Source organism: Sphingomonas sp. S-NIH.Pt3_0716 (assembly GCF_003950715.1).
Taxonomy (GTDB): Bacteria; Pseudomonadota; Alphaproteobacteria; order Sphingomonadales; family Sphingomonadaceae; genus Sphingobium; species Sphingobium yanoikuyae_A.
This window is the reverse complement of the sequence record NZ_QLJK01000015.1, coordinates 46,342-63,082: the sequence shown is the minus strand read 5'-3', so window position 1 is coordinate 63,082 and position 16,741 is coordinate 46,342. Positions and strand designations below refer to the sequence as shown.

At 64.7% G+C, this 16,741-nt stretch carries 17 protein-coding genes; 12 read left to right on the top strand and 5 right to left on the bottom strand.

Annotation, left to right across the window (positions count from 1 at the left end; genetic code table 11):
* Window positions 1–386: 386 nt before the first annotated feature.
* Together BRX37_RS13710 and BRX37_RS13705 are read right to left on the bottom strand one after the other, a co-directional pair.
* Window positions 387–2,141 carry a ParB/RepB/Spo0J family partition protein gene (locus tag BRX37_RS13710; protein WP_010336343.1) on the bottom strand — a complete coding sequence of 585 codons (1,755 nt, stop codon included), beginning with the start codon at window positions 2,139–2,141 and terminating at the stop codon, window positions 387–389.
* 434 nt (window positions 2,142–2,575) lie between these two features.
* Complete coding sequence (locus BRX37_RS13705; RefSeq protein WP_063141364.1) at window positions 2,576–3,115, bottom strand: AAA family ATPase; 540 nt, start codon at window positions 3,113–3,115, stop codon at window positions 2,576–2,578.
* A gap of 452 nt (window positions 3,116–3,567) precedes the next feature.
* Between BRX37_RS13705 and BRX37_RS13700 the strand changes: the two genes are divergently transcribed.
* The 5 genes from BRX37_RS13700 to BRX37_RS13680 are packed head-to-tail and all read left to right on the top strand — an operon-like array spanning window position 3,568 to window position 6,393.
* Window positions 3,568–3,807 (top strand): helix-turn-helix transcriptional regulator, encoded by a 240-nt coding sequence (locus BRX37_RS13700; RefSeq protein WP_010336341.1) that lies wholly within the window; start codon window positions 3,568–3,570, stop codon window positions 3,805–3,807.
* Window positions 3,794–4,006: a hypothetical protein gene (locus BRX37_RS13695; RefSeq protein ID WP_010336340.1), complete on the top strand. Its 213-nt coding sequence runs from the start codon at window positions 3,794–3,796 to the stop codon at window positions 4,004–4,006. The genes BRX37_RS13700 and BRX37_RS13695 overlap by 14 nt, the downstream gene beginning before the upstream one ends.
* Window positions 4,007–4,055: 49 nt before the next feature.
* Window positions 4,056–4,325, top strand: a complete 270-nt coding sequence (locus tag BRX37_RS13690; RefSeq protein WP_010336339.1) for a type II toxin-antitoxin system Phd/YefM family antitoxin — start codon at window positions 4,056–4,058, stop codon at window positions 4,323–4,325.
* Complete coding sequence (locus tag BRX37_RS13685) at window positions 4,322–4,753, top strand: type II toxin-antitoxin system VapC family toxin (protein WP_010336338.1); 432 nt, start codon at window positions 4,322–4,324, stop codon at window positions 4,751–4,753. The genes BRX37_RS13690 and BRX37_RS13685 overlap by 4 nt, the downstream gene beginning before the upstream one ends.
* A complete protein-coding gene (locus BRX37_RS13680) occupies window positions 4,753–6,393 on the top strand; it encodes a recombinase family protein (protein ID WP_010336337.1) in 1,641 nt (546 codons plus the stop codon). The genes BRX37_RS13685 and BRX37_RS13680 overlap by 1 nt, the downstream gene beginning before the upstream one ends.
* A gap of 52 nt (window positions 6,394–6,445) precedes the next feature.
* Here BRX37_RS13680 and BRX37_RS13675 read toward each other — a convergent pair whose 3' ends face one another.
* Complete coding sequence (locus BRX37_RS13675) at window positions 6,446–7,024, bottom strand: helix-turn-helix domain-containing protein (protein ID WP_004207882.1); 579 nt, start codon at window positions 7,022–7,024, stop codon at window positions 6,446–6,448.
* Between the two features lie 15 nt (window positions 7,025–7,039).
* On the opposite strand from BRX37_RS13675, the gene BRX37_RS13670 reads away from it, so the two are divergent.
* The gene (locus BRX37_RS13670) at window positions 7,040–7,942 is read left to right on the top strand and encodes a DMT family transporter (RefSeq protein WP_010336335.1); all 903 of its coding nucleotides are present in this window, start codon (window positions 7,040–7,042) and stop codon (window positions 7,940–7,942) included.
* Window positions 7,943–7,966: 24 nt separating this feature from the next.
* Here BRX37_RS13670 and BRX37_RS13665 read toward each other — a convergent pair whose 3' ends face one another.
* Complete coding sequence (locus BRX37_RS13665) at window positions 7,967–8,725, bottom strand: enoyl-CoA hydratase (RefSeq protein ID WP_010336334.1); 759 nt, start codon at window positions 8,723–8,725, stop codon at window positions 7,967–7,969.
* 98 nt (window positions 8,726–8,823) lie between these two features.
* Here BRX37_RS13665 and BRX37_RS13660 point away from each other — a divergent pair, with 98 nt between their 5' ends.
* The 6 genes from BRX37_RS13660 to BRX37_RS13635 all read left to right on the top strand — a co-directional run bounded on the left by BRX37_RS13660 (window position 8,824) and on the right by BRX37_RS13635 (window position 15,573).
* On the top strand, window positions 8,824–9,816 hold the full coding sequence (locus BRX37_RS13660; RefSeq protein ID WP_048937566.1) for a bile acid:sodium symporter family protein: 993 nt from the start codon (window positions 8,824–8,826) through the stop codon (window positions 9,814–9,816).
* Window positions 9,813–10,328 (top strand): phosphoribosyltransferase, encoded by a 516-nt coding sequence (locus BRX37_RS13655; RefSeq protein ID WP_125987611.1) that lies wholly within the window; start codon window positions 9,813–9,815, stop codon window positions 10,326–10,328. The genes BRX37_RS13660 and BRX37_RS13655 overlap by 4 nt, the downstream gene beginning before the upstream one ends.
* A gap of 83 nt (window positions 10,329–10,411) precedes the next feature.
* The gene (locus BRX37_RS13650; RefSeq protein WP_125987608.1) at window positions 10,412–11,665 is read left to right on the top strand and encodes an aromatic ring-hydroxylating oxygenase subunit alpha; all 1,254 of its coding nucleotides are present in this window, start codon (window positions 10,412–10,414) and stop codon (window positions 11,663–11,665) included.
* Between the two features lie 27 nt (window positions 11,666–11,692).
* Entirely contained in the window at window positions 11,693–13,303 is a 1,611-nt protein-coding gene (locus tag BRX37_RS13645) for a phytoene desaturase family protein (protein ID WP_125987606.1), read from the top strand.
* A gap of 54 nt (window positions 13,304–13,357) precedes the next feature.
* Window positions 13,358–14,353: an aspartate carbamoyltransferase catalytic subunit gene (locus tag BRX37_RS13640; RefSeq protein WP_125987604.1), complete on the top strand. Its 996-nt coding sequence runs from the start codon at window positions 13,358–13,360 to the stop codon at window positions 14,351–14,353.
* Window positions 14,350–15,573, top strand: coding sequence for a dihydroorotase (locus BRX37_RS13635; RefSeq protein WP_125987602.1), 1,224 nt, complete (start codon window positions 14,350–14,352; stop codon window positions 15,571–15,573). The genes BRX37_RS13640 and BRX37_RS13635 overlap by 4 nt, the downstream gene beginning before the upstream one ends.
* Here the strand turns inward: BRX37_RS13635 and BRX37_RS13630 are convergent.
* Window positions 15,570–16,718: a GGDEF domain-containing protein gene (locus BRX37_RS13630; RefSeq protein ID WP_125987600.1), complete on the bottom strand. Its 1,149-nt coding sequence runs from the start codon at window positions 16,716–16,718 to the stop codon at window positions 15,570–15,572. The genes BRX37_RS13635 and BRX37_RS13630 overlap by 4 nt on opposite strands.
* Between the last annotated feature and the right edge of the window lie 23 nt (window positions 16,719–16,741).

The window sequence follows — 16,741 nt, the reverse complement described above, 5'->3', positions numbered from 1 at the left end:
AGGCCGCCGAATATCCCGGCTTCCCCGCTGCTCCTGATCGAAATCCCCGAAAATCATGCGATAGTGGCTGCCCATTTGCACCACGGCCCATTTCGCAGTTGCGGAATTGCTTTCGCAGGTGCAATATCGCGCACGCCGACTGGCTCGGCACCTCTCCTAACTAACTAAGGCCGGCATCCGCGTCGGCCTTTTTTGTTAGCCGAAATCTATTTCAGCTTCGGAATAATAAGATTCCGTCACGGTTGATAGCGGCGCGACAGTCATGCGAAAGCGTCCGGCTTTGCCGGACGCGCGATTTTTCAGCCGCTTGGCCGTGATTTGTTTCCGGGTTGGCCTTGTCCCGAAAGGACACCCGGAGGCGCGCTCGCCTCCGGGTCGCTGCACTGTCAGGCCGCCTGCGCCATGGGCGGCTGCATCTTCGCAGGAACAGTCTCCGGCGTATCGCGCAGCGCCGAAATCTTGCTCCATCGTTCAGCGCTACCGACGCCGCCGCGTTCGGTGTAGGCGGACGGCGGGAAGGTCATCCAGCGCGGCACCCAGCCCTCTTGCTTTTCGCGGCCATTCGTTCCGGCGAGGCAATCGCGAACAATCTGACGCTGTACCTTGGCGCTTTTTGCCGCATTGGCGCTGGCAACCGTGTCGCCTGCCACGTCTGCGATGATCCTGCCGATGACCTCCCTGTCGCGGATGCTGTCGAGCAAGGCGTCGTCGGCCTGCCAGACTGCCGCCATATCCACCTTGAGCAGCGCGCCCAACAATTCGACCGTCGTGCTTCCCGCCGTCAGTGTCTCGCCCATGACGACAGCAAGGACGGACATGACCATTTCGTCGGGAAGGCCCATCAGATGGTTGAACAGCCCCGGCAAGCCATGATCGCCTGCATAGCCGCCCGTGACGGTGGGCGTCTCGGGATCGAAGCCGAGCAGGTCCAGAACCGCGCGGCGCTCGGCGTCGAAGATGGCTTCCGATGCGCTGGCTTCCACGCTCTCCGCGATGGCATCCGTATTGGCCCGCTGCTTCTCCACATCCACCCGCCACAGGGGCGAACCGACAATGGCATGGGCCAGCATCAGGCGAAGCGCCATCGCGGGCTGCGAAAGCAGGGACGCGCGCACGGCGGCATGCCGGTGAAGATCGATATAGTTCTGAGTAGGAGCGCTGACCTCCGGGCGCAGGGGCTTTGATAGGCTTTCTCCTGCCTCGCGCTTACCGGCTTCCTTCCCGGTGATGTAGCCCTCATGGAATGTCACTTCGCCGCGATGGCTGATCGCAATATAGACCCGTCCGCCTTTTTTCTTCTGGCAGCGCTCATGCTCCCATGTGTGGAAATATTCGCCGCGCTCCATTACGACGACCTCCGGCCAACCTGCCTCCCGGTAGGCAGCCGCACGTTCCTCGATCGCGACCATCTGCGCCGTCCAGAAATCGGCCCCACAGGCAAAATAGCTGTCCTCGCCGAACAGGTCGGAGACGATTTCGCCGGAATGGCGCTCAACATCGAACAGCGCGACCTTGGTGGAAATGGCCGCACCGCCCATGAGCCACGCCTTGAGGTTCTGGCCCAAGGGGGCTTGGTCGCTCTCGCTGTCAAGCAATGCCAGCCATTCACGCTGTTGCGCCTTGGTGGCAAGGGTCAGGTGCCGCACGGTGATGGCATCGATACGATCAGCCCGATAGAGATTGCGGATGCGCGGCATCAGATTGCCCAGCGCGAGGGTCCGCTTCACCTGTAGCGCAGTCAACCCGAAGGTCAGAGCGATGTCATCCACGCTGCGCCCCTCCCGAACAAGTCGGGTGAAACTTTCGTGGCGCGTCATTTCATCGGGGTCCAACCTCGCGATATTCTCGATCAGCGAGGCTTCCAGCGCCGCCGCGTCGTCACCTGCTTCCATAACTGCACAGGGCAGCGGATCGATGCTCCCGCTTTCCTCGGCAACTGCCAGTGCGGCATGATAGCGCCGTTTGCCTGCCACGATCTCGTAGGCGTCGGGCGAACCATTTTCCCGCACGATCAGCGGCACGAGCACACCCCGCGCGCGCACCGAAGGCAGAATGTTAGTGAGGTCTGGAGCCTTCTTTCCCCCGCGCATGTTGGCGGAAGACACCGAGAGGCGGGCGATATCGATATGCTTGAGTTCCATGTTCCTTCACTCCTCTTCGCATCATCCCGGCCCCGGAATGCGGGGTGGGCGGCAAGAGCGCACCGGCAGGCGCGGCGACAGAGGCGGACTGCACCCGTAAGGGCTGGAACGAAGAGGAAGACCCGGCGCAGCCGGGTTGCGGGCCGCCGCGACGCGCCTAGAGGGAAGTGACGATCACACCGCTTGCCGGAGCCGGTTTACGCCATCGCGCCCAGGCGCGATGTCTGCATGGGAGTGGCGCAGCCACTTCCCGCGTCAGCGATCGTTACGCCGGAAGGTGCCGAGACGGCGCATAGCGCTGGCTCGGTGGAGCGCAGCGGAATAGAGCGCGGCCAGCGCCCCGGTGCTGAGTCGCCCATAAATCATGCGAGCCAAGGAGTCCAATCCCCACGAATGGGAACAATGGATCGATAGAGGTTGCTTCAGGCAGTCGGTCATGCGTCGATCCGAGACCGGATGAAGGCTGCGCGCTTCTCGACGGATACAAGCGGCAAATGGACAAGCTGATAGCCTAGCGACGTGTAGGCATGCACCATGGCCTCGAATGTTGCCTTCGCTTCATCTTCGCTCTGCTGCCGTTCGGTATCCTGTTCGTAAATTGCAGGCCAGTGAGGGGCGATGAAGACGCGCTCGGCGTAGCGCAGAACTTCTGCGGCATGCATCAGAGCGACCGGAACGTCGAGGCCGCAAAGCTGAAGATAGCCCACGATATCGGGAAGGCCCCGGTCGAAAATCACCTGTCCCTGAAGGGAGCCAGCCTCCTTGTAGGCATGTAATTCCCGGGTAAACATCTTGGCAGCAAACGCAGCGCGATCGGCCCACGGCGAAGCGCTCCCGTCCTTGGCGACCTCATCTATGATGATCGCCCGCCCCGTCTCCGGCATGCAGTGAAAGCCTTGGGTGGACAGAAATTGGATCAGAGTGGTTTTGCCGGAACCTGGTCCGCCCGTGATGATGTGGAATCGTCCGGACATACGCCGTATCTCTCAGCCTCCTTCAGCTTCGCATTCATGAGTTTGACGCCGGCGAACCGGCGAGACAGCCGTGCCACCGCATTCGGCGTGATAGCCTCTTGCGCACGGCGCGCGATTCGCACAATCTTCTGTCTTGGCGGGCAGGCCATCGGGGAAAGGACCGATGGATATGCCGAATACATCATAGCTCAAATGGTCTGAGGCGGATCGGCGAGCGTAAAAAGCGTGGCAATCAGGCAACAATGCCTGAGAAAAACGCATGCGGAACCGAAGCGGGCAAATTCCCGCCAAGTCCCGCTATGACCGCCGATGTCCCTCTCCGTCCCTCCATAGCCCTATGATTGGCATCCGGCCTTTATAAAGGTCGAGCGCGCGCATCTTGTCTTGCGCGGAAACTGCGCCATTCTGGGCTTTAGGGGGCATCGCCAACGCATGATTTGAAAGCCTCCCCAATGTCGAATGCAGAACGTATTATCCGTCTCGATACCGTCCGTGCCCGCACCGGGCTTTCCCGCTCGACCATCTATCGCAAGATAGCCGACGGCACTTTTCCTGCCCAACTCAAGATCAGCGTCCATGGCGCGGGCTGGCATGAGTCCGCCGTCGAGCGCTGGATCGCTAATCCCGCTGGCTACAGGGCCGACAACGACAACCCGTCCTCTCAGGGAAAGGCGGGCCATGGAAAAGGGTGACGATACTGCGGCTCCCAATCGCTTGCGCCCCGCCAACGACAACGAACCGGAATCCGACCTGTCCGGGATGAGTGTCGAAGCCGCGCTATCGCACATCGCGCAAGCCATCGGTCGGCATATCGCGCGCCAGCATATCGGGGCACGCAAAGCGGCCAATGACAATGATTCTGGACCACCACTACGGCCGCCGGAACCTTGACTTTTCGAAGGTTTTGGCTATTATGACCATGATAAATGGAGATGTGGTTATGGTAGTCGAAACGCATCCTGATAGCTGGACGGTAGCGCAGGCCAAGGCGCGCCTGAGCGAAGTCATCGAGAAGGCGCGGCGCGAGCCCCAGGCGATTACGCGTCACGGCAAAAGCGCCGTCGTCGTGGTCGATGCCGAACTATGGGAACGGGTTCAACGTCGCCAGCATCGTGGCAGCTTCGCCGACTTCCTGCTGACCTCGCCGTTGCGCGGATCGGGTCTTGAGGTCGATCGCCTCAAGGATGGTGTTCGCGAGATTGATCTATGAGTTTCCTGCTCGACACCAACATCATCTCAGAGGGAGCGAAGCCGCGTCCTGATCCCGGCGTGATGGATTGGCTGGCGTCGGTGGATGAGGAGGATCTGTTCCTGAGCGTGGTATCGCTAGCCGAACTGCGCCACGGCATCGAGCGCATGGACAAGGGGGCACGACAGTCGGGCCTCGACATCTGGCTGACCGAACAACTGGCGCCGCGATTTGAGGAAAGACTGCTCTCCATCGACAGCGTAACGGCGGATATGTGGGGCCGTATTGTCAATCGAGCACAAGGCGCGGGCCGCCCCATGGGCGCGATGGATGCTTTCATCGCCGCCCATGCGCAGCAGCACGAACTTACACTCGTCACTCGCAATATTTCCGACTTCGAGGCGACTGGTATCCGCCTGTTCAACCCTTGGACCGAAGGGAAAGCCTGATGAATCGCGTTGCCCTGTACGCTCGCTATTCCTCGGATCAGCAAAGCGCGGCATCGATCGAGGATCAGCTTCGCATCTGCCGCGAGCGCGCAGCGCGCGAGGGCTGGCATGTCGTAGGCCTCTATGATGATGCCGCGATCTCCGGCGCCAGCATGATCCTGCGCCCCGGTATCCAAGCGCTGGTGCAGGATGCGCAGGCGGGCAAGTTCGATATTGTCCTTGCCGAAGCGCTGGACCGGGTGTCGCGCGATCAGGCGGATGTGGCGACGCTCTTCAAGCATCTCCAGTTCGCCCGCGTGCCGCTCGTCACGCTCGCCGAAGGCGAGATTTCCGAACTGCATGTCGGCCTCAAAGGCACGATGAACGCGCTGTTCCTCAAGGACCTCGCGAAGAAGACCCATCGCGGACAGCGCGGACGTGTCGAGAAGGGCTTTTCGGCAGGACCGGTAGGCTATGGTTATCGCACGGTGCGGCGACTTTCCTCCGAAGGCGACTTGGTACGCGGCGAATGCCGGATCGAACCGTCAGAGGTTCCCATTGTCGAGCGAGTCTTCCGCGAGTTCGCGGCGGGCAAGAGTCCCCGCGCTATCGCGCGCGATCTGAATACCGACGGCATTCCCGGTCCATCGGGCCGTCCTTGGAGCGACACCACCATACGCGGCAAGCGGAGCCTCGGCATCGGCATCCTCAACAACGAAATGTATGTCGGCGTCCGGGTCTGGAACCATAAGCAGTCCGTCAAGGACCCGCACACCGGCCGGAACGTGCGTCGTCCCAATCCGGAGTCCGAATGGGTTCGAGCCGAAGCGCCTCAGCTCCGCATCATAAGCGATGATATTTGGCAGGCGGTAAAGCATCGGCAGGACGTGCTTGGCGAGCAATATAAGCCGATGATCGACGGCGTTCATGCGGCGCAGGCCAGCCGGATGCATCAGGCGCGGCGCCCGGTCACGCTCCTATCCGGCCTTGTAGAATGCGGCCTGTGCGGGGGCAAGGTCGGTCTGGCGGTCAATGGCCGCTTTGGCTGTATGAACTATCATCGCCGCCATACCTGCGCCAACAGCCGCACCATTCGCCGCGATGCGCTGGAAGAGCGGGCGCTTGCGGGTCTGCGTGAACGGCTGGTGTCACCGGAAAAGGTCCAGGCGGCCGTTGCCGCCTATGCCGAATATATCAACCGCCATAATCGCGAGCAGCGGATGCAGATTGAAGTCGATCGCCGCTCACTGGACAAGATCGAGCGCGCCATTGCCGGAATCATGACCGCTATCGAGGATGGGCTCTATCAGCCCACGATGAAGGCCCGCATGGCGGAGCTTGAACGGCAGAAGAGTGAAATCGCCGCCCGCATGGCGCTCGCCCCCCAGGCTGTTCCTGACGTTCATCCCGGCGTCGCTGAAATCTACAAGCGGGAGATGGAACGCTTCTCCCAAGCGCTGGAAGACCCGGAAACCCGGCTCGACGCCTCTGACGCCATTCGTTCGCTCATCCACCGGATCGTACTGCATCCCGGCGAGAAACGCGGCGAAATCCATGCCACGCTTCATGGTGCCTTGATGGGCATCCTCGATTTTGCAAAGGAAGATGCCCGATCTGAACCCGTTGTTACGACAAAGGTGGCTCAGGGTTCGCTGGCATGACGGGACAAGGGCCAGTCCGCACCCCGCCCCTCCCGACACTCGCCGGCGCCGCCTAGAACACTACGTTGCGCACGAAGCGCAGCAGGTCCGTTCCGCGATTGACGAAGACATAGGGGCGGTCGCTGCTGAAGATGAGGAAGTCGCCCGCCGCGATCGTGCGCGTGCCGGCATCCATCTCGACCGTCAGCACGCCTTCCACCACATAGAGCATCTCGTGCCAGTTGGCGGCGTCCGCCTCTGCCGGGTAGCGATCACCCGGCGCCAGCGACCAGGTCCATAGCTCCGCCTCGCGCGCGGCCGGCACGGTGCCGAGCAGGGTCGCGCGGCTATGTGCATCCTCGCCCTGCCAGGCGAGGGTATCGATCCGGCTATTGTCGGGCATGTCGGGCGCGCGCACGACGTGCGAGAAACTGACGTCCAGCGCCTGCGCCAGCCGGTCGAGCGTCGACAGGCTGACATTGGCCTCGCCGCTCTCGATTCCCACCAGCATGCGCCGGCTGACTCCGGCCGCGCTGGCCAGCGCATCCTGGCTCAGCCCCTTGGCGGCGCGCAGGCGGCGGATATTGCCCGCGACATGGGAAAGAACGTCCGGGCGCGGGACTTCGACTTGACTGTGCAATATATTGCTCATAACGCGATGTGCATTATGTTGCACAATGCCGCCCTCGACAAGAGCCCTGCGCCCCGGCTGATGATCGGCCGTCCCGAACTCGCGCTGATCGGGATCACCGTGCTGTGGGGCGCGACCTTCCTGATCGTGCATCATGCCATGCAGCAGAGCGGGCCGCTCTTCTTCGTGGGGATGCGCTTCGGCACGGCGGCGCTGCTCGCGCTGCCGCTCGCCTGGCCGGTGCTGCGCGGCCTGACGGCGCGCGAACTGCTGGCCGGGTCGATGATCGGCCTTGGCATCTTCTGCGGCTACACGCTCCAGACCTGGGCGCTGCAGACCATATCCAGCAGCACATCGGCCTTCATCACCGCCGCCTATGTGCCGCTGGTGCCGATCCTCCAATGGGCGATATTGCGGCGGCGGCCGCGCTGGACCAGTTGGGTCGGCGTCGCGCTGGCCTTTGCCGGCCTGATCCTGATCGCCGCCCCGCGCGAAGGGCTGTCGCTGGGCAAAGGCGAGGCGCTGACGCTCATCAGCACGCTGGCGATCGCGCTGGAGATCATCTTCATCAGCCTGTGGGCCGGCAAGGTCGACATTGCCCGCGTCACGCTGGTGCAACTGGCGGTCACGTCGCTGCTCGCCTTCGGCCTGATGGCGCCGATGGGTGAGGCGATCCCGCCCTTTTCCTGGACGGTGATCCTGTCGGCCTGTGGCCTGGGCGCGATGACGGCGCTGATCCAGTTCGTGATGAACTGGGCGCAGCGCACCGTATCGCCGACCCGCGCGACCCTGATCTATGCCGGCGAGCCGGTCTGGGCGGGGATATTGGGCCGGATCGCGGGCGACCGCCAGCCCGCCACGGCGCTGGCCGGCGCGCTGCTGATCATCGCCGCCGTGATCGTGAGCGAACTGAAGTTCGAGCGACGGGGCAAGGACTGATCCCTTCCCCCGGCCACGCTTCGATCAGGCCCGCTTGAAGACCGGCGCGCGCTTTTCGAAAAAGGCCATGAACGCCTCCTGCGCCTCGGGCGAGGCCAGCGCTTCGCGGAACAGCCGGGCTTCTTCGGCGATGCGCGCCTGCAAGGCGGCGGGATCGCCCTTCATCAGCCGGCGCGTCGCCATCAGCGCCTGGGGCGGCTTGGCCATCAACGCCGCCGCCTTGGCGCGGGCATGGTCGAGCAGCGCGTCTCCTGTCACGATCGCCGTCACGAAACCGGCGCGATCGGCCCCTTCCGCATCCATCGGCTCGCCCAGCATCAGCATCGCCGCCGCCCTGGCATGGCCCATGATCGCGGGCGCGAGCAGGCTGGAGCCGGCCTCCGGCACGATGCCCAGATTGACGAAGGGCATGACGAAGCGCGCGTCGGGCGCGGCATAGACCAGGTCGCAATGGAACAGCATCGTCGTGCCGACGCCCACGGCCAGCCCCTGCACCGCCGCGACGATCGGCTTGTCGAAGGCGGCAATCGCGCTGATGAAATCGAAGGCGGCAGCGCCGCCCTCCGGACCGGCCATGAAGTCCTTGAGGTCATTGCCGGCGCAAAAGGCGTCGCCCCGCCCCGCGAACAGCACCACGCCAATCTCCGGCCGGCTCGACGCATCGGCCAGCGCGGCGATCATCGCGCGGTACATCGGCCCGGTCAGCGCATTCTTCTTGTCGGGCCGGTCGATATGGATTTCGAGCACGCCGTTCGTCTCGATGATGGCGATATGGTCGCTCACGCAAATTCTCTCCCGATACTCTGTGCCAAGGCTGTTGGCCCAGAGGATGGGGCGGCGTCTATCCTTTTCCAAGCCCCTTCCCTATGCCCGGAATCATGATGACTCGCCTGCGCCTGATCCTCGATCCCTTCCTCGTCCTGCTGCTCTGCACCGTTGCCCTAGCGTCGGCCCTGCCCGCCCGCGGCCAGGGCGCCCATGTCGCATCGATCGTTGCGGATGCCGGCATCGTGCTGCTTTTTTTCCTGCATGGGGCAAAATTGTCGCGCGAGGCGATCTGGGGCGGTGCCAAGGCGTGGCAACTCCATCTCGCGACTCTGGGCACGACCTTCCTCTTCTTCCCGCTGGTCGGCATCCTGCTGCAACAGATCGGCGCGATCCCGGAGAATATGCGCGCGGGCCTGCTGTTCCTGGCGCTGCTGCCATCGACGGTGCAAAGCTCGATCGCCTTCACCGCGATTGCGCGCGGCAATGTCGCCGCCGCCGTGGTCAGCGCCTCCTTCTCCAACCTGCTCGGCATCGTGCTGACGCCGCTGCTGGTGGCATTGCTGATGCAGCGCGGCGGCAGCAACCTCATCTCCCTTTCCTCGGTCGAGGGGATCATGCTGCAATTGCTGCTGCCCTTCGTGCTCGGCCATCTTGCCCGTCCCTGGATCGGCGGCTTCGTGTCGCGGCACAAGACGCTGGTCGGCCGGGTCGATCGCACATCGATCCTGCTGGTGGTCTATTCCGCCTTCAGCGCGGCGGTGGTCGAAGGACTGTGGCACCGGGTCTCGCGCGCGGAGCTGGCGCTGCTCGCGCTGCTCTGCATCGCCATGCTGGTGATCGTGCTGCTCTTCACCTGGGGGCTTGGCCGGCTGCTCGGCTTTTCCCGCGAAGATGCGATCGTGCTGCAATTTTGCGGCTCGAAGAAGAGCCTTGCCTCGGGCGTGCCGATCGCCGGCGTCCTCTTCCCCGCAGCGGCCGTCGGGCCGATCATCCTGCCGGTCATGCTGTTCCACCAGATTCAGCTGATGGCTTGTGCCCTGCTGGCACGGCGCTATGGGGCGCAGGCGGCCGATAGGGCCGATTCGCAGATGGCAACCATATCATGACCCAACCGATCCTGACCGACATTCCGATGGAGAGCTTCCTCTCCCATATCGACGCCGTGGCCGGCGCGATCGCCAAATCGGACTGGCGGCCCGACTATATTGTCGGCGTCGGGCGCGGCGGCCTGGTGCCGGCCACCTATCTGTCCCACGCCATCAGCCAGCCGATGCTGTCGGTCGACCTGTCGGCCCAGGTCGTCGGTTTCTGCGACGAGCTGCTCGACAAGCTGGTGGCGATGGCGCTCGAAGGATCGCGCCTGCTGTTCGTCGACGACATCAATGACAGCGGCCGCACGATCAACCAGTTGCGCGCGGCGCTGGCCGGCGCGCCGGCCGATCATCTGCGCTTTGCCGTGCTGATCGACAATGTCAGCTCGGCCGCCAAGGTCGAATATCGCGCGACCACGATCGACCGCGTCGTCACCAAGGACTGGTTCGTCTTTCCCTGGGAAGCGGTCGCCAGCCGCGCGTCGATCCTGTCCGACTGGGGCGAAGTGCCCGAACGGACCAGCTGAGAATAGCTGTCACAAAAATATAATGGAAATTCCCTGCCCGCTCGTTATACAAGCGTACAACTGCAATGGGGCATGCGGGGTAGATGGGCGAGACGGGATGCGGACCGGATCCGGACGCGGGCTATAGCCTGCCGGCATGGACCTATAGCGATCCCGAATTTTTCGCCGTCGAAACCCGTCGCATCTTCCGCCCGAGCTGGCAGATCGTCGCCCATGACAGCGACCTGCCGGCGCCGGGCGATTTCCATGTGCTGGACTATCTTGGCGAGAGCATCATCGTCATCCGCGGGGATGACGGCGAAGCCCGCGCCTTTACCAACGTGTGCCGCCACCGCGGCGCGCGCCTAGTGGACGGGCCCTCGGGTCGCACCAGAAAGCTGGTCTGTCCCTACCATGCCTGGACCTATGGTCTGGACGGTTGCCTGACGGGCCTGCCGATGGCGGGCAGCTATGGCAATCTCGACCGGTCCAGGCATGGACTTTCCCCCGTCGATATCGAGAATTTCCACGGCTTCCTGTTCGTCCGGCTTGAGGATGATGGCGGGCCGTCGGTGGCGCAGATGATGGCGCCCTATATCGACGAGATCGCGCCCTATCGTTTTTCCGAACTGCGCGCGCTTGGCCGCGTCACGCTGCGCCCACGCGCGGTGAACTGGAAGAATATCGGCGACAATTATTCCGACGGCCTGCATATCGCGGTCGCCCACCCCGGCCTCAAGCGGCTGATGGGCGATGGCTATGGCGTCGAAGCCAGCCCCTATGCCGACAAGATGTGGGGGCCGATCCTCGATCGCCCGTCCGCCAACCTGTCCGAGCGCGCCTATCAGCATTTCCTGCCGGCCGTCCCGCATCTTCCGCCCGATCGGCAGCGGCTATGGACCTATTTCAAGCTCTGGCCCAATGTCGCCTTCGACATCTATCCCGACCAGGTGGATTTCATGCAGTGGCTGCCGGTGTCGCCGACGCAGACGCTGATCCGCGAGATCAGCTATGCCCTGCCCGATAGCCGCCGCGAGATGAAGGCGGCCCGCTATCTCAACTGGCGCATCAACCGCCAGGTCAATGCCGAGGATACCGCGCTTGTCGCCCGCGTGCAGGCCGGCATGGCGTCGGACAGCTTCACCGTCGGCCCGCTGAGCGACCAGGAAGTCGCGCTGCGCCATTTCTGCGCGCGGATGCGCACCATCATTCCGCAGGCGCGCCAACACCGCGCCCCTAAAATGGGATGGTCTTTCGACTATCATGATTCTCGTCATTCCCGCGCAGGCGGGAATCCATCCCCCGACCTCACCTATGGGGAGATGGCTGGAGATGGATCCCCACCTACGCGGGGATGACGGCGCTTTTTCGGGGAGGGATATGTTGTGACCAAAGCCTATGACGCCGTCATCATCGGTGCGGGCCATAACGGCCTTGTCTGCGCCTTCTACCTCGCCCGCGCCGGCTACAAGGTGCGCATGGTGGAGCGCCGCGATGTCGTCGGCGGCGCGGCGGTGACCGAGGAATTTCACCCCGGCTTCCGCAACTCGACCGCCAGCTACACGGTCAGCCTGCTCAATCCCAAGGTCATCCGCGACATGAAGCTCGCGGACCATGGCTATCGCGTGATCGAGCGGCCGATCAGCAATTTCCTGCCCCAGCCCGATGGCGGCTATCTGAAACTGGGCGGCGGGCTGGAGCGGACCCAGGCCGAGTTTGCCCGGTTCAGCGCGCGCGACGCCGCCACTCTGCCGGCCTATTATGACGCGCTGGAAGTCGTCGCGGACGTGTTGCGCGACTTGGTGCTGAAAAGCCCGCCCAATGTCGGCGATGGCCTGACCATGGTGGTCGAGGCGCTGAAACAGGGGCGCCGCGTCGCAGGGCTCGATATCGAGCAACAGCGTGACGTGCTCGACCTGTTCACCAAATCGGCCCGCAGCTTCCTCGACAGCTGGTTCGAGAGCGAGGCGGTCAAGGCCGCCTTCGGCTTCGACGCGGTCGTCGGCAATTTCGCCTCTCCCGACACGCCGGGCAGCGCCTATGTGCTGCTGCACCATGTGTTCGGCGAGGTGAACGGCAAGAAGGGCGCCTGGGGCCACAGCGTCGGCGGCATGGGCACGATCACCCAGGCCATGGCGAAGGTCGTGCGGGCGATGGGTGTCGAGATCAGCCTGGAGGCGCCGGTCGACCATATATTGGTCGATGGCGACCGCGCCGTCGGCGTGAAGCTGGCCAGCGGCGAGGAAGTGATGGGCGCCAGCATCATCGCCAATGTCGGCCCCAAGCTGCTCTATGAGCGAATGATGCAACCGGCCAACCTGCCCGCCGATTTTCTGAAGCGCATCAAGGCGTTCAAGGCCGGATCGGGCACCTTCCGCATGAATGTCGCGCTCGCCGCCCTGCCCGACTTCACCTGCCTGCCCGGCATTGGCGAGCATCACCAGTCCGGCATCATCATCGCGCCGACGCTCGACTATATGGACCGCGCCTATCTGGATGCGAAGCGCGACGGCTGGTCGAAGGCGCCGATCGTCGAGATGCTGATCCCGTCGACCATCGACGACAGTCTGGCGCCCGAGGGATGCCATGTCGCCAGCCTCTTCTGCCAGCAATTCGCGCCCGAACTGCCCGACGGGCGAAGCTGGGACGATGAGCGCGAGGCGGCGGCCGACCATATCATCGCCACGGTCGAGGCGCAGGCGCCGGGCTTTGCAAAGAGCGTTATCGCCCGCCAGATCCATTCGCCGCTCGACCTGGAACGCAAGTTCGGCCTGATCGGTGGCGACATCATGCATGGCAATCTGACGCTGGACCAGATGTGGGCGGCGCGGCCTGTGTTGGGGCATGGCGCGTATCGCGGGCCGATGAAGGGCCTCTATATGTGCGGCGCGGGCACCCATCCGGGCGGCGGCGTCACTGGTGCGCCGGGCCATAATGCCGCGCGTGAGGTGCTGAAGGATCGCGCCCTGTGGGGGAAATGGCGCGGCCGGGCCTGATCGGGTCTTTCCCCGCCTTGCCCCAACCGAAAGCCTGGCCTAAAGACCCGGCTCATGCCCGACATCTTCATTCCTGATGCAACGCCCGAGCTGACCGGCCGGGCGCTGTTCCCGCACCGGCACCTGCTGTCGATCGCCGACCTCAAGCCCTGGGAAATCCGTTTCCTGCTAGATGAGGCCGAACATTGGGCCCGCACCAACAAGGGCCAGGCGCGCAAGCATGACGACCGGCTGGCGGGCATGACCCAGATCAACGCCTTTTTCGAGAACAGCACCCGCACCCTGCTGTCGTTCGAGATCGCCGGCAAGCGGCTGGGCGCCGACGTCGTCAACATGGCCGCGGCTACGTCCAGCGTGAAGAAGGGCGAGACCCTGATCGACACCGCCATGACGCTCAATGCCATGGCCGCCGACGTGATCGTCATCCGCCATGCGAGTTCCGGCGCGGTCGCACTGATCGCCGACAAGGTCGACTGCCCGGTGCTGAACGCGGGCGATGGCTGGCACCAGCATCCCACGCAGGCGCTGCTCGATGCCTTGACCATCCGCCGCCGCAAGGGCGGGTTCGAGGGGCTGGTGGTCGCCATCTGCGGCGACGTGCTGCACAGCCGCGTTGCTCGTTCCAACATGCTCTGCCTCGCCGCGCTGGGCGCACAGGTGCGCGCGGTCGCCCCGCCCACCCTGCTGCCGCCCGAGGTCGAGATGCTGGGCGCCACCCCCTATAGCCGGATGGAAGACGGGCTGAATGGCGCCGATGTCGTCATGATGCTGCGCCTGCAGAATGAGCGGATGGACGGCGCCTTCATCCCGTCGGCGCGCGAATATCACGCACTTTACGGACTGACGCCCGAACGGCTGGCCATCGCCAAGCCCGATGCCCTGGTCATGCACCCCGGCCCGATGAACCGGGGCGTCGAGATCACCAGCACGGTGGCGGACGATCCCGATCGGTCGGCGATCACCGAACAGGTGGCGATGGGCGTGGCGGTGCGCATGGCGTGCCTGGATGTTTTGACGCGCCAGGCGCGCGGCGTGGAGGGATGGGCGTGAGCAGGATCGCAATCGTCAACGGCAAGCTGGCCGATCCGGCGGGCGACGCCCTTGTCCCCGGCACCGTCCTGATCGAGGATGACCGCATCCTGGCCACCGGCGCGGTCGACATTCCCGTTGACGCGCAGCAGGTCGATGCCGGCGGGCTGGTGGTCGCGCCGGGCCTCATCGACCTGGGCGTCTTCGCCACCGACAAGCCGGCCTTCCACTTCGGCGGCATCACCCGCGCCGCCCTGATGCCCGACCAGCGCGCGCCGCTGGACGAGGTCGGCCTGATCCGGGAAGCGACCCGCGCGGGCAAGCCCGATTTCTGGGTCCACCCGATCGCCGCCGCGACCCGCGGCCTCAAGGGCACGGAAATGGCCGAAATGGGCCTGATGCAGATCGCCGGGGCCAAGGCGGTCGGCACCGGTCGCCAGTGGATCGCCGATTCGGGCGTGATGCTACGCATCCTCTCCTACGCTTCGGGCCTTGGCCTCACCGTCATCGCCCATGCCGAGGATGGCGGCCTGTCCGCCAAGGCGGTGGCGACCAGTGGCGAAACCGCGACGCGTCTGGGCCTGGCCCATGCCCCGGCCTGCGCCGAGGCGATGGCGATCGCGCGCGATATCATGCTGGCGCGCGAAACCGGCGCTGCCATCCATTTCCGCCTGGTCACGACCAAGGCCGGCTTCGACCTGATCCGCGCCGCCAAGGCGGAGGGGCTGAAGGTCAGCTGCGGCATCAGCCCAGCCTATCTGTTCCTCAACGATCAGGCGATGACCGACTTCCGCACCTTTGCGCGCCTGTCGCCGCCGCTCCGATCCGATGCCGACCGCCATGCTAGCATCGCCGCCGTCGCCGACGGCACGGTCGATGTCATCACATCAGGCCATGATCCGCGCGGGCCGGAGGACAAGCGCCTGCCCTTCGCCGACGCGTCGCCCGGCATGGCCGGCGCCGAAACGCTACTGGCGCTCTCGCTCAACCTGGTGCGCGAAGGCCATCTCAGCCTCAACCGGCTGATGACCCTGCTCAGCGCCAATCCGGCCAAGATATTGGGCGTCAATGCCGGGAGCTTCGCGCCCGGCAGCGCCGCCGACCTGATCCTGGTCGATCCCGACGCGCCATGGATCGTCGATTCGGCGAAGATGGCGGCCTCGGCCGGCAACACGCCGTTCGACAAGGTGCCGGTGCAGGGCCGCGCGCGCCGCATCATGAAGGGCGGGCAGTTCTTCTAAGCAATCTGGCGTTGCGGCCCCACAAATCGTCGCCCTTTGCGCTGCCGCTTGTCCGCATAGAGCCGTGTGTCGGCGACATGCAGGACGGCGGCGGCCTCCGCCCCATCCTGCGGGAAGGTGGCGATGCCGAAACTGCTGCCGACCGACAGGCTGCGCCCCTGCCAGCCCACCGGCGCGGCGATCGCCTGCCGGATGCCGGGCATGCGCCGATGCAGGGCGTCGACATCGGTTTCCGCGTCATGGAGCAGCGCAAATTCGTCGCCGCCCAGCCGCGCGATGCTCACCGCGTCAGGCATCAAGGCCCGCAACCGACCACCCAATGATGTCAGCAGGACATCCCCTGCCTGATGGCCATGCTGATCGTTGCACTGCTTGAAGCCGTCGAGATCGGCGAGCAGCACGCTGAAGGCCGCGCCCCGCTCCACCCGCTCTTCGATCGCCCGCATGAAGCTCAGCCGGTTGTCGAGCCCGGTCAGCGCATCGGTGCCGGCCAGCCGCGCGAGGTCGCGCTGCGACACCAGCATCGCCACCGTCTCGCGAAACTTCCCCAGCACCAGATTGGCCTGCATCACCGTGACGATCGCCATCATCACCGCCATCGCCCGCACGCCCAGATTGTCATAAAGCGCCATCTTCACCAGGATCGGCAACACCGCCGCCCCCATCGCCCCGATCGCGGCGCGCGGCACGCTGAGCAGGGTCGTCGCCGCAACCAGCGCGCCGATGCCAATGAACACCGGCGCCACCATGCAATAATAGATTTCGGTTTCGGTGAAGGCGTTGACCGCCCACAGCCCCGCCACCAGCCCGGACGCGGTCGCGACATGGGCGACCCGCTTCAGGCTGTGCGCCTGCACCCCGGCGTCGGTCGCGATCGGTACGCCGCGCCAGCGCTGCAGGGATAGCGCACAGGCCAGGAAGATCAGCGCAGGCGGCGTCACCTGTTGCCACAAGGGCAGATCGCCCATCACCGCGAGCGCCATCGCGACGGCATTGGCCATGATCAGCAGGCACAAAAGCGGCAACGCCTGATGGAAACGGCGATATTGGGTATCCAGCACAGCCTCGCGCGCGCTGTCCGGCACAGGCGCCGTGAACGGGCCGTCCCAGCCCTTCAGCCGCTGTTGCCAGCGCTTTTCCGCCACTTGTCCGCTCCCTGCCGCCTCGC